Here is a 12,343-nt window from a genome sequence, read left to right as displayed (position 1 = left end):
CCTGAAAACACCACCGCCACAAGCTCATTGACATCGTGCACACCATGCCAACGACAACCGTCACCCTTCGTTACCACCGATTACGGGCCAGAGCCGAGCCCTTGATAGTCCCTCGACCCGCTACTCTGGCCGGTCGACCGGGCAACTCGTGCAGGCGGCGCAGTTGTATGCCGCCGGTTGCGTCACCGTTCCGGTCCAACTCGTCCTCGAGTACGAGCCCGGTCCATGGTCGTGCGCTTTCGCTCCAGAGCGGGTTTGAAAGAAAAAGCCGGGACGTGTTGCGAACCGAGAACGTGGTCTGGTCGTCACCCGTCCAACAGAGCGCGTCCGTCTTCGAATCGGACCGCTTGGGCGGCGCCCTGACCGCGGAGTCTGCGATTGAGGAGGTATACCGCCTCCAAAGCTCCGCCGTGATAGTCCGGGCAGGCCCAATTGAATTCGTTGGGTATTTCCCAATAGTCGAGATTGAGATATGTGGGGTAGCGTCCCGTGATGGCATGGCAGGCGTCGATGTGCCGTTCGAGCGCATCCACGGTGTTCACCGCCGATGCCGTCCCTTGCGAGGAGAAGCACGGAAAATGATTCAGCGCGCAGAGCGGCATCCTGCTCAGTGGTGCGGACTCCGCCCGCGAGTCCAGCCAGGTCTCGGGGTCGAGGCTTGCGCCGGCCCATACATTCTCCGACATGTGGTTCCACTGGTACGCGAAGTCCGGTGACGATGTGCTGGAGGTGAACACGACCAGTGGCCTGCCCTGTGTGAACAGGGCGGTCAGGCTCGGCCAACGGCCGTTCACGAGGTGTCGGTCCGGGTTGAAGACCAGATCCCAGGTGTTACTGGTCCGAAAGGCCCGCCGGATCAGGTCGTGTCTGCCGTTCGTGCGGTCCTCGAAGACGAGCGTGACGGGATCCCGGGACTGTAGGCGCAGGAAGGTCCGGATCGTGCCGAGGGCGTCCGACAATCGCATGTCGGCGACGAACGGCTGCAGGATGCCGTAGCCCTCGTGCTTGAGGCAGATGTCGTCCAGGTGCTCGTCGTACCAGAGGTCGAGGAGCAGGGTGGTGGCGCCCTTTGCCAACTGGCATTCCAGGGAGCCGATCTGCTGGGCGTACCAGAAGCCGTTTGCTTCGTTGGCGTATGCGTTGTGGCTTCCCAGGAAGGCGTTCTCGTCGTACCGTCGGTCCGGATCCCGCCCCGCGCTCGGCGCGAAATATCCCTTGGCCCGCATTGTGTCCGAGCAGCCGCCCGACGGCAGCCCGAGCGAGAACAGGTCCGGGGAGACGGCGAACGGAACCGGGGCCTTCGCGTCGTCGCTCTCCAGCCAACATTCCTTTGCGTTCGCGGAGTTCTCGTACCAAGTGCCGTCTTCCAGGTACACCCGGACATGCCAGTAGTCCAGGCCTGGATGCGTGGCGCCGGTGAAGTACTCGGCGACCATCGGGGAGGTGGTTCCGCCGCTCGGGATCAGCGCTCTGGTCTGATACCGGATGGGGTCGTCGGAGTACTGGTGGGACAACGTGAGCGTGGAGACGGGTTGTTTGAAGTCGTTCCGGACCGTGAGGAAGGCCAGTGTGTTGTACCCGTTCCAGGTTTCCCACGCGTCGAAGCACCCGCCGCTCGCGACCCCGAGCGTCAATCCGCGCCCGTCGACCGCGAAGGTGTGCTTCAGTCCGTTGTCCGAGGCCATCAGCATGCAGCCGTAGCCGGCCGTGGCGTTGCGGAATTCCGTGTATGCGCCGGCGGGAAGGTCGTCGTAGGGCGGGATGTCCAGTTTGATTCGCAGCGTCCAGTAGTCGGTACCGGTGAAGGGACCGGTACTGAAATGGGCGATGAGCGGTTCGGTGGTGGTGGCCCCGGGCGCGAGTACGGGGAACTCGGCGCGCTGGGTCGACGTCTCGTGTTTGTGTTCCAGGACGGCGAGCGCGGAGACCGGGAAGTCGTTCGTCAGCTCGATCGCGGCCCAGGCGGTGTAGTCGTATTCGTTGTGCCGCCAGGCCAGTCGGATGGAGTGGTCCGGTACGAATCCGTTCACCAGCGCGCCCCGCACCGTCAGCCGCTTCGTCGTCCCTTGGTCCTCGGCGTGCAGGGTGCCTCCGAGACGATCGGCCGACTGCCACACGGAGCCGTCCGCGAGGGCGTACTCCAACCACCAGAAGTCGGTCCCCGTCTCCCCGAATCCGGTGCGATAGGAGACGGTGAGCGGCGGAGACGCCTCGGCGCCGGGGGACACCGTCTCCCACGTACGTTGCTCCAGTGTGGTCTCGTATCGGTGGAAGAGGGTGACCCGATGGAGCGGGATCGCGGAATCGTTGAACACGGTTGCGTAAGCCTGTTGGTCCATGATGCTTCTCAAGGAGTATCGAACGGATGCCGCCGGGGCCGCGATTGTGAAGCGCCGCGAAGCCGGCGTTCAAGGCGCCCCGCGCGTCGGAGATCGGGCCGCGAACCGGTGCGGGCAACCCGTGTGGTTCTTCCTCCACGGTAGGACCGTGCCGCCGGTCCCGCAGCGGGAGGTGACGATGAACACCCGGGACGTGGTGCGGGTGTCGGCGTCGTCGGCCCCGGGGTTCCCGTCGGGGGCTGACACGAAAATGAACTGCTGTTGCGCCGGTCAGGTGGCCGCGATGGGTTCGAAGCGGATGGTCGGTCCGAGGTCGTTGGCTTGCCTGATCATGCGGCGCATGGCGCGTTCGGGATCGCGCTTGGTGAAGTGGTCGGTGCCGAGTTCTCGGTGGGCGGTCTTGTCGTGCAGGACGTGCCGGATCACGATGGTGGGCTTGTGCATGACCGCAACGAGAGCTCGTCTGCCGACGCGGCGGGCGGCAATGCGTCGGAAGAACACCGCGAGGTGGCTGTCCTTGCGCCTGATCGCGTCCATGGCCGCGATGCCGAGTAGGCGTTTGGGGTTGCTGTTGCCCGGCCGGGTGCGGCCGGATCTGTTGACGCCGTCGGACTCGTTCTGTCCCGGGCGGACCCCGGTCCGGGAGGCCAGGTGGTTGGCGGAGGCAAACTGCGCCATGTCGCCGCCGGTCTCGGCGATGATGATCTCCGCGCCGAGGCGGTCGATGCCGGGAATGGTGGCCAGGTTCGCCAGATCCTGTTCACGGTCGGCCGGGCCGGGTCACGTTCGCCCGCAACGAGAGCTTCGAGGATCGCCCGGCCGCCGGCGCCGGTGATGTCGCCGAGGACCGCGGACAACTTCATGGGCCGAGTGGTCCGGTGGGGGGTGTTCGTGACCGGCCAGGATCCTCATCGGATCGAACTCTTCTCGCTGGTCACCCCTTGCTGAACTTCTCGTGGTGCCGCCGGAGGCGTCACCTTCGGTCGCGGGATATCTCATGGCCCCGGGTGCGCTGCATGACAGGTGCCGCTCGCCCACCGCGCTCCTGGCCGAGGCCGTGGAACGTGCGGGCGAGCCCGTGAACGACGTCCGGCAGGGGGTGAGGCCTCTCCACTGACACCCCCGACTCGGATTACGCGGGCCGGCCGGGAGTTTTCATGTCCGCCGGTGGGTGGGTGATCATTTCCGCTACCGGGGAGATCAAAGTTTCCGTTGACACCGGTGCCATGGGGCCACCGGATTCTTTTCCCGAAAACACCTCGAGGCCTCCGGTGACGCGGCCGGGATCCGTGCGTGGCCCCTGCGTCACTTCGACCGCACACGTGACGTCGGGTGGCGTGCGGTGGGTGAAGGAGAACATCGTGCGGGCGACGTTCTGGCTGGGCCGGATCGCGAAGGTCCGGATCGGGTGCACTGGAGTGTGCTGATCATTTTCGCGGTGATCGCCGTCGGCCTCGCGCGAAATCGACTCCCGGACGTGTACCCCGGGGAATCGCAGACGACGTACTGGCTGGTCGGCCTGGCCACCGCAGGTACCTTCTTCGCGTCGTTGCTGGCACACGAACTGGCGCACGCCGTCGTCGCTCGTCGCAACGGGATCGAGGTCGACGACATCGTCCTGTGGCTGCTCGGTGGTGTGACCCGGCTGACGGGGGAGGCATTGACCCCGGCGGCCGAATTGCGCGTCGCGGGTGCGGGCCCGCTGGTCAGCTTGATGCTCGGCGTCCTGTTCGGGTTCGGATCGTGGATGTTCGAGGCCGCTTCGCTGCCGGGCCTGGCGTTGGCGTGGTTGGCCGGCATCAACATCCTCTTGGCATTGTTCAACGTGATTCCCGCGGCGCCACTCGATGGCGGCCGGCTGTTGCGGGCGCTGTTGTGGTGGCGTACCGGGGACAAGTTCCGGGCGACCCTCGGGGCAACCGCCGCAGGCCGCGTGTTCGGTTGGTTGCTGATCGTGCTGGGCTTGATCCTGTTTGCGCGAGAGGATGGCATTGGCGGGATGTGGCTCGCGCTCATCGGCTGGTTCCTGGTCACCGCCGCCGCGATGGAGGCACGCCAAGCCCGGATGCGAGGGACCCTTGCGGGGATTCCGGCGCGCGACGTGATGACGCCGCAGCCTGTGACGGTTCCCGCGCGGCTTGCCGTCGCTCGCTTCCTTGCCGACCCGCCGTACCGATACCGTCACTCGACATTCCCGGTCACCGGCGACGACGGAGCCCCGGTGGGACTGGGGTTGCGACCAAGGCCGTCCATCACGTCCACGACCAACGCGGGAGCCGTCACCGTCGGCCACGTCATGGTGCCGCTGTCACGGGTGGGCGTGGTACGTCCCGACGACTCGCTCGTGGACATGCTCCCCCAACTCGAAGATCCCGGCTCCGCGCGCCGGATGCTGGTGATCGTCGAGGACGGCGTTCTCCTCGGAATCGTGACCGCCTCGGACGTCGCCCGCACGCTGTGGCATCGGCCCGTCCCCCGCCGAGGCGGCGTTGACGGCCGGGTTGCGCGAGTTCCTCGTCGCGAGGGAGAGCCGGAAGCAGGTCGATCCCGATCCGGCCCGCGTGCGGTCCGCGATCAAGGCCACCGGCAAAGGCGGCACCCGCCGCCGGCTCCGCGAGCGTCCCCGGGGCCGGCGCTGCCTCGAGGGCGAGCACCGGGAGGCTCGGGAACGCTCCACGCGGAGCCCGAACATCCCCGCCACAGTGTGTGGTTCACGCGACGCCCCCGCAACGGCGCCCCCCATCGGCAACGTGCGGCCCGCACCGTTTGCTGCGTCGGACCGTCGCGGCTGCGCGAAGCGCTCGACAGGGCCGCCGCCCGGGCGGCGAACCGCCCTGTCCGGTTTGTTCGCCGGCTTTGCGGTGAATCGGTGACCTGCGGCAAGTCCGCCCCGGGAGCGAGCCCCGTCTGTGAGGATCAGCTGTTCTTGTCGGGGTTCAGCGCGGTGGACCAGGCGGCCGTTTCCAAGCGCATGAGGGATTCGATTCTCACCGAGAGCGTGCTGCGCGCGTCTTCCTCGGAGGAGGGTTCGCCGTAGTCGCCTCGTCTGCTCGTCCAGTCGACGTACTCCCGCTGCATGGCCACGAAGGTGGTGGCGGCTCGTACCCAACCATGGCGCCAATCGAAGATGTTCCTGAGACCGCCAGCCACGACCACCACGCCGCCCAGGACGCCGAGAGCGAGTGGGGGAGCCCCTGCCGCAGCGGCCGCGGGAACCGACGCGGACAGGGCGAGCAGGGCGGTCTCGCCGATCCGATATCCGCGGCGATTGGCCAGGAGCCGAAGGTAGTAGTAGCCCATGTACTCCTGCACGACATCGGGAACGGATCGCCCGTGTGCCTGGTCGCGCAACCAGCCAGGAAAGAAGGGGCGATAGTCCTCCGTTCTCACCCAGAAGCGGTTCCGCAGCATCGTCGTGTTCCAGGGCGGCCCCGACGCATGGGAGCCGGAATACTCGTTCCTCATTTCGTCACTGTAGGTAACGGCCGGTCGGTGCTCTCTGCCGTGGCGGGCCTGTCGACCCGGTTGTGAGTGGGTGGTGTGGTGGCGGTGTGTTGGTCGGCATCGCCCGGTGGGAGTGTCTGGCCTGTTCAGGCCGTGTTTCAGGCGTGGTGGTGGGGTTGTTGTCGGCTGTCATGAAGTGATCAGGACAGTGTTGCTGGCCTCTTAACAGGTTCGTGGGGGTTTGTCAGCTGGTTGACCGTTCCTGTGTCACGTACCCGTGAGCGGGGGTGTGCTCGGGATATGGCCGATGCGCGCGAGAACGCCTCTTTTCCGGGATCCGGGGCCGTTGCCGTGCCGCGCCCGTGGGCGGTACGGCGTCTGCTCGATATCGACGCCTCCGGGACGCTGACCAGCATTCACGTGCGGATCATCGCCGAAGCGGCCGGCGTGTCCGAACGGACGATGTGGCGGTGGCTGCGTGAGGCACGCGGAGGGCGTCTCGAAGCACGCCCCCGGAAGAACGGCTTCACCCTTTCCGGCGCGTTGTGGGCCGAACTCGCCCGCTTGGGCGGCAACGTAGTCGGCCTGCGCCGGTCGATGTCGGCAACGGCAGGCGGCGGGCACGCTCGCCGCGTGGGACGCCGCCTCGGTGCCGTCGGCGAGCACGCTGCATCGCGCGGTCCGTGATGACGTGCGCGCCGGCCGACTGCTGGAGGTCGCCCCCGGGTCCCGAACCGGCACACCCCCCAGTGACTACGACCGCGCGCTGGCCGATCTGCGCCTGGACGAACTCTTCACCGAACCCGCCTCGCCCGCTCCCGAGGAAGCCGGCCTCGACGACCACTCTCCTGTCGTCTCCCGGGCGCGCCTGTACACCCCCGATGCCCGCCTGGTCGTCACCACCCAGGTCGCCGCCGTCGTGGAGGCGGTCGGGCATGTCGCCGCCGCCCGAGGAGTGTTGTGCGTGTTCGGGGACGCCGGCCGCGGTAAGACCGTCGCGGTGGAACGCGCGTTGAGGCTGTTGCCCTCACGGGTCCCGGCATGGCGGGCGGCCGCTCCGATCCAGGCGACGCTGCCGCACCTGCGGGCGGCCCTGGTCGCCGCGCTGGACGTGTCGTCCGTCGCGCCCACACACCGGGCGCAGGCCTGCGACCGGGGCCTGATCGAGGCGCTCCAACAGCCCGGGGTGTTCTTCCTCGACGACGCCCAACGCCTGCCACCGCCGCTGCTGGACTACCTGCGCCTGCTGTGGGACGCCCCCACCACCATCGCGACGCTCATTCTGTGTGGTGCCGGGTGTGAACACGTCCTCGCCCAGGCCCCCGCGCTGGCCTCCAGGGTCCTGACCTGGCACGAGGTGGCCCGCTTGGACCCGACCCGACTCCCGTACACCCTGCCCCTGTTCCACCACATCTGGCACACCGCCGCCCCCGACGACGTGCGGCACGTCGACGACACCGTCGCCAAGGGCAACTTCCGTACCTGGGCCAAGATCACCTCCCACCTCCACGCCACCCTCGTCCGCCGTCCGGACACCGTCGCAGGCCGCGAACTCCTCAAACAGGCATGCGCACGCTTGGGCCCCCACCCCTGAACACGCCGATCACGACCACACCCACCTCCCACCTTCGCCTCATCGAACAGGACCCGCGATGACGCTCACCGATACCACGCATTCGACCACCCCCGCGTCCGCGCAACTCCCGACTCCCGCCCCACCCGTGCTCGACACGGTTTCGTTGACCGCGCTGCGCGTCCCGGCCGTCCAACGCCTCCTGGCCTTGCGCGCCCAACACCGACTGACACGCGGTCACGTACGGTTGGCCGCAGAGTGTCTGGACGTGTCGGAGCGCACGATGTGGCGCTGGCTGACCGAGGCGTCCCACTCGCCTGAGGCGGCCGCCGCGCCGGGGACGCGGCGTGGCACGCGTTTCGAGGTCACCCCGCAACTGCGGGTCCTGCTCGCCTACTGGCACGGGAACGTCTCCGCCGTCCACCGCGAACTCCTCGCCCGCGCCCACACCGACACCACCACATCGACGAGCCCACCGTCTTCCACGACCCCCTCCGGCACTCTCCCACCACGCGCCCCGGGCGGCGACCCGGCGTCCACGCTTCCGGGCGGCGCACCCACCTCCGCCGTACCGCTGCTCGACCCCGTGCCTTCGCTGCCCACGCTGCTCCGTGCGGTACGCCGCGACCTCACGCCGGGGGAGCGGGCGGGTGTGATTTCGCAGTTGTAGTTGGTGTGTGAGTGGTGGTGTGGGCTGGGGTGTTGCAGGTCGGATGAGAACGTTTCGGGGCCCGTCCGGGTGGGGGCGGTGTGTGGTCTGGCCTGGGGGTTTCGCGTTTTCGTTGAGAATGCGCGGGTGTGTTGCACATAGCCCTGTGCGTCTAAAGGCCCCGCTCATGTTTGTGCTGGTCACGGGCTTTTGGCGTGGATCGCAGGGCGGTCTACCGTCCGGATGTGCGTGATCGCGGGTGGTGCCGGGTTTCGGCGAGGTGGTCGAGGCGGATCCGGTCGAGGCTGGTTTTGGCGGTGCGTTGGTGGAGATAGGGCGCGATGCGGCGGTGGTGTCCGGGCGTGGTGGGCGTTTCGGGTCGAGGGCGGTTTCCACTCCGGTGATCAACTCTTCGAACGGTTCGCGTGTGCCGAGCCGCGCGGGGAACGCCCCGCACACGACCAACGAGACCCGTCCGGCGAGCCGGCCCCGCGTACACCCCCGAACAACGCGGTTGTCACCACGTCGATGCCCGCGTACACGAATGTCGCCCCGATGCGTTCGGTGAGGTCTTTCAACGGGTTCGCGGTCTCGGCGCCGGTGGTGGTACGCGGGTCGAGGACGGCGGGATCTCGTCGATGAGGACCAGGCGGACGCCCGCCCGGTCGTAGGTGTGGCACACCGCTTCGGTGACCTGTGCCTGCGTCATCCGGGCCGTGACGGGGATGCCGAGGCAGCGGGCGAATTCCGCGGCCAGGGCCTTCGCGGTCACACCCGGCGGTACGAGGACGTACGCCACCGGCACCCACTCTTTCACCCCTGCGCCGCGTCGGGTGGCCTCCGCGAGGTGGCGCGCTTCCGACGCGGGTACAGGGCGGTGGTCTTCCCGGCCGCGGCGGGGCCGCCGGCGATCAACGCCGGTCGGGCGGTCGTCCGTTGGTGGCGGCCCAGGATCATCAGGATGCGTATATTCGTGGCGAGGTGTCGATGGTCGGGGTGCGGACGGTCACGAACGCGCAGTGACGGGCCAGGCGTTCCTCCCGAGCGCGTGCGTGTGCATCGGGGTCGGGTGGTGTCGGGGGAGCCTTGGCCACGAAGTCCTGCCAACCCTGCCAGGTGGTGACCGGCCGGGACTGTTCCGTCGCGTCCACACCCTCGCCACTCGGCCCGTCACCCGAGTACACGCCCAGGCCCACCGTTTCACGGCTCCTTCCCGTGCGCCGTAGAGCCCCTATCCCGTGTACGGCGGGGCGGGGGAGTCGGGATCGTCTTCGTCGGCGTCCGACCCCGGGAGCGGCGCTCCCGGCGCTCGTGGCCCGACGGCGACGGAACCTCACCGGAGCAACCACACGGCACCGATGGCCGATGCCCACCGCCGAACACACCGCGAAGGCGGCCGAGACCAACCCCGCCGCGACCCGACCGTCGCCGTTCGCCCACGGCATGCGCATGGTGTCGCGCGCCGACTCGGCGAGATCACCGAAGCACTCACCCATACCGTCGCCGCCCACGGGATCGTGTGCGTCCACGGCGACCCCGGCCACGACAAGACGGTCGCGCTCCACCAAGCGCTGCGCCTGCTCCGGCACCATGTTTCGTTACGCCGCGCGCTCCTTTCCGCTCTCGAACCCCCGGGGGTGCTCGTGATCGACGACGCTTCGACGCATCGCTGCTCCCGAACTCGACTGCCTCCGCCTTTTGATGGAGGCCCCCACCCGCACCTTCCCGGGGCTGTGCGGGGCGGGCACCGAATGCCCCCTCGCGCGTGCCTCCGCGCCCTGTCGGGGCCCGAGCCGGCGGAGAACGCGGCGGGGGAACGTACGGTCGGTGCCGCCGGCGTCGGTGGGGTGGGTCGGGATGCCGGCGGTCAGGGGTCACCGGCTTCCCGGCCGGCGCGTGTTCCCCGGGTGAGTGTCGGTGATGACGGCGAGCCCTGGTTCACCGCGCCTCCCGCTCCCAGGTCTTTGGTGGGTTTGGTGACGGCCGTTTTGGCGGGGCTGAAGCCCGTGGCCGTCACGGGGCCGCGCGTGTTGACCGCTTGGCCGCGAGTGGGGGTGCTCGCGGGTTGCGATCGTGTGTTCTGCTCGGCGGCTCTCGTGTATCGCCGCCACTGCCATTCGGGCGTACGAACGGCCGAACGGCGGTTTTCGAGGTCCCGGGTCAGGGCCGTCCCGGCCCGGCCCGCCGCCGGCGGGACCACTCGGTGGTCGGACATGTACTCCTGTATGACGCCGCCTCGCCGCTCGTAGACCCGCTGGATCCGCGGGTCGACCTCCGCGTCCGGGGCGCGTACGAGATGCTCGGCCATGGCGTCGTGCAGGTGGGCGTTGCGGGCATCGCCCAGTGGTTGGTCCACCCGCGTGTGCGACCGGACGGTCTCTTCGATCACCGCGGGCAACTGTGCCGCCGGGATCGCGTCCCCGTGTTCCGCGACCACCCGGCGCATCTCCTCGGCCAAGGGTCGACCGTCGGTGACCTTGTCGAACGGAAAGGTTCGCGGCGGAAATTCGTAGCCCTCGACGCCGTTGCCGTCGGGTGTGCGCATCCAGCTCTCGAACCTGGCCGCCTCGTCGGCCGTCATCGCGCGATCGTGCTCCATCTCCATGGATATGTTCACCTCGTGGCGGGTGAAGTCGACGAGTGTTGCGCGAGCCTCCTCGGCCCTCGCTGCGGCCAGGTCGCCGAGTTCGCGTGCCCGGGCGTCCAGGGCGCGGTTGACGCCCGGCGCCAATCGATGGTCCGGGATCGCCGCGAGCACGGACCCGGTGAAGGCCGTCAGCGCCACTTCGTGCAGCAGATCGCCCAGTTGATACGCCCGGTTGATCTGCTTTTCGCGTTCCGTCGGTTCCCGCTCCGCCGACCCGGACTCCGTCATCGCGTCCCCACCCCGTCCCACTCGACCGACAACACCACTGTCACGGATATCGAAACCCCCGTGCGCACCGGGGAGAGCCGTGGCCGACCGACGCACCTCACATGACCGTGACCGTGACCGTGACCGATTGTGCGTACCGTACCGGCGGTTCGCCGACGCACAGCGCCCCCGGGGACGTTCACCGATCACACGAGCACGACCCCGCCTCCGCGGGCATGACCGGCGTGGCCGTCGATGTGCACCGCCGCCACCGCGCCGCGCGCCCCGGCCGGCTGGCGGCACCCGGACCGGGACCGCGTCCGCGCGCAGTCGGCAGATGACGGCGCCCGTCCACGCGATCGAAGTCCGGCCGTCCTCGACCGCGGCTGGCCCCGACCACGGCCGCCCGACCCGTTCCCCGAACTCGCGGCACAACGCTCCGTCCGCGGGCGATACCCCCGGTTCCCGGAGCGCGTCTCGTCGCGGGCGCGATCTCCGGGGCACGGCGCAGGACGTGTACGGCGGTGTCACGGGGACCCGGATGAATGCCGGACCGGTTTCCGTCCGAGGTGGTCTTTCCGCTGTGGTTCCTCTTCCTACCAGTGTCCGAGTGCGCAGGCCCGGCTTCTCCGACACGATCCGGGTGCCGTCCGTGCCGTCCGTGCCGTCCGTGCCGTCGCCGCGCGGCGTTCTGCGGTTCCGTGTCGGTTCGGTGCCGATGGCGTCGCCCGCTGTGCCGTGTGTGGTCGCGGTGGAGTCTCTTGTCGGTTCGGGTCGGGGGTGGGTCCTGGTGTGATTGAGTCCGAATCGGCGCCGTAGGGGCGGGGATTCCTGCGACTCCCTTTTTCCTGTCGGGTTTTCCTGTCCGGTTTTCCTCACGACTTTCGGGTCGGGGTATCGATGGGGTCCGGGCCTGTCATGGCGGTGTGCGGCGTTGTGGCGGCCGGTGAGTAGGGTGCGGCGGAATCTGGGCGTGAGGGCCGCAGGAGGCGTCCAGGTCACTTGTCGAGGGTTCCTGGTGGTTGCCAGGGTGGGTCTGTGGTGGTCGTGGAGCCGGTTCGGCGTGTCCGCGGCGCGGTGCCGGTTCGTTCGTTGGACGTGGCGGTGGGGCCGCGGAGCGGACCTGTTCGCGGTTCCGGTGGGACCTGTCCCTCCTCCCGAATCTTACCCGGGTCGAGTTTTGATGCATGGCTTTGTCCCGTGACGCGATGCCCATCTATATTGGAAGTGGTCGACCGGTCGTGAAGTCGCCTGTTTCCAACATGGGTTGGTGGGTGACGGTTTCAAGTCCTGTGGTGCTGTGGGGTGTTGGTCCGCCTTCACGGGGCCGGTGTCCCGTCCGTTGATCCCGGAGGGCGTATGGTGCAACACGCAAACCTCGCCTGCCGCCGGCGCAGTTCCCGAGCAATCGCGATCGCGAGCCGGACACGCTCGGCGCGGTGGCCAATCGCGTAGCGATTGGGTGTTGGTTGGAAGTGACGTAG

Annotated in this window: 8 protein-coding genes and 1 pseudogene; 4 read left to right on the top strand and 5 right to left on the bottom strand. The window is 68.5% G+C overall.

Annotated features, from left to right (window positions below; translation table 11 throughout):
- Positions 1–305: 305 nt before the first annotated feature.
- Together ACIBSV_RS50255 and ACIBSV_RS50250 are read right to left on the bottom strand one after the other, a co-directional pair.
- Positions 306–2,339, bottom strand: coding sequence for a hypothetical protein (locus ACIBSV_RS50255; protein WP_395874659.1), 2,034 nt, complete (start codon positions 2,337–2,339; stop codon positions 306–308).
- 270 nt (positions 2,340–2,609) lie between these two features.
- Positions 2,610–3,074: a transposase gene (locus ACIBSV_RS50250; RefSeq protein ID WP_395874661.1), complete on the bottom strand. Its 465-nt coding sequence runs from the start codon at positions 3,072–3,074 to the stop codon at positions 2,610–2,612.
- A gap of 607 nt (positions 3,075–3,681) precedes the next feature.
- Between ACIBSV_RS50250 and ACIBSV_RS50245 the strand changes: the two are divergent.
- Positions 3,682–4,737, top strand: a pseudogene (locus ACIBSV_RS50245) (site-2 protease family protein); the annotation flags it as partial.
- Positions 4,738–5,255: 518 nt separating this feature from the next.
- Here the strand turns inward: ACIBSV_RS50245 and ACIBSV_RS50240 are convergent.
- Positions 5,256–5,804, bottom strand: a complete 549-nt coding sequence (locus ACIBSV_RS50240) for a DUF4231 domain-containing protein (RefSeq protein WP_395874657.1) — start codon at positions 5,802–5,804, stop codon at positions 5,256–5,258.
- 279 nt (positions 5,805–6,083) lie between these two features.
- Here ACIBSV_RS50240 and ACIBSV_RS50235 point away from each other — a divergent pair, with 279 nt between their 5' ends.
- From ACIBSV_RS50235 to ACIBSV_RS50225, 3 genes are read left to right on the top strand one after another with little or no spacing between them, the layout of a single operon-like run.
- The gene (locus ACIBSV_RS50235) at positions 6,084–6,470 is read left to right on the top strand and encodes a hypothetical protein (protein ID WP_395874655.1); all 387 of its coding nucleotides are present in this window, start codon (positions 6,084–6,086) and stop codon (positions 6,468–6,470) included.
- 4 nt (positions 6,471–6,474) lie between these two features.
- Positions 6,475–7,377, top strand: coding sequence for an AAA family ATPase (locus ACIBSV_RS50230; RefSeq protein WP_395874653.1), 903 nt, complete (start codon positions 6,475–6,477; stop codon positions 7,375–7,377).
- A 58-nt stretch (positions 7,378–7,435) separates the two neighbouring features.
- Positions 7,436–8,026 carry a hypothetical protein gene (locus tag ACIBSV_RS50225; RefSeq protein WP_395874651.1) on the top strand — a complete coding sequence of 197 codons (591 nt, stop codon included), beginning with the start codon at positions 7,436–7,438 and terminating at the stop codon, positions 8,024–8,026.
- A gap of 553 nt (positions 8,027–8,579) precedes the next feature.
- Here the strand turns inward: ACIBSV_RS50225 and ACIBSV_RS50220 are convergent.
- A complete protein-coding gene (locus ACIBSV_RS50220) occupies positions 8,580–8,804 on the bottom strand; it encodes a hypothetical protein (protein WP_395874649.1) in 225 nt (74 codons plus the stop codon).
- 1,068 nt (positions 8,805–9,872) lie between these two features.
- Entirely contained in the window at positions 9,873–10,880 is a 1,008-nt protein-coding gene (locus ACIBSV_RS50215) for a hypothetical protein (protein ID WP_395874647.1), read from the bottom strand.
- Between the last annotated feature and the right edge of the window lie 1,463 nt (positions 10,881–12,343).

Source organism: Embleya sp. NPDC050154 (assembly GCF_044460165.1).
Classification (GTDB): Bacteria; Actinomycetota; Actinomycetes; order Streptomycetales; family Streptomycetaceae; genus Embleya.
This window is presented reverse-complemented; position numbering and strand designations above follow the sequence as displayed.

What these genes read in the sequence shown, in the direction of transcription:
- ACIBSV_RS50255 (WP_395874659.1), bottom strand. Translation starts at nt 2,339, where the DNA reads ATGGACCAACAGGCTTACGCAACCGTGTTCAACGATTCCGCGATCCCG.
- ACIBSV_RS50240 (WP_395874657.1), bottom strand. Translation starts at nt 5,804, where the DNA reads ATGAGGAACGAGTATTCCGGCTCCCATGCGTCGGGGCCGCCCTGGAAC.
- ACIBSV_RS50235 (WP_395874655.1), top strand. Translation starts at nt 6,084, where the DNA reads ATGGCCGATGCGCGCGAGAACGCCTCTTTTCCGGGATCCGGGGCCGTT.
- ACIBSV_RS50225 (WP_395874651.1), top strand. Translation starts at nt 7,436, where the DNA reads ATGACGCTCACCGATACCACGCATTCGACCACCCCCGCGTCCGCGCAA.
- ACIBSV_RS50215 (WP_395874647.1), bottom strand. Translation starts at nt 10,880, where the DNA reads ATGACGGAGTCCGGGTCGGCGGAGCGGGAACCGACGGAACGCGAAAAG.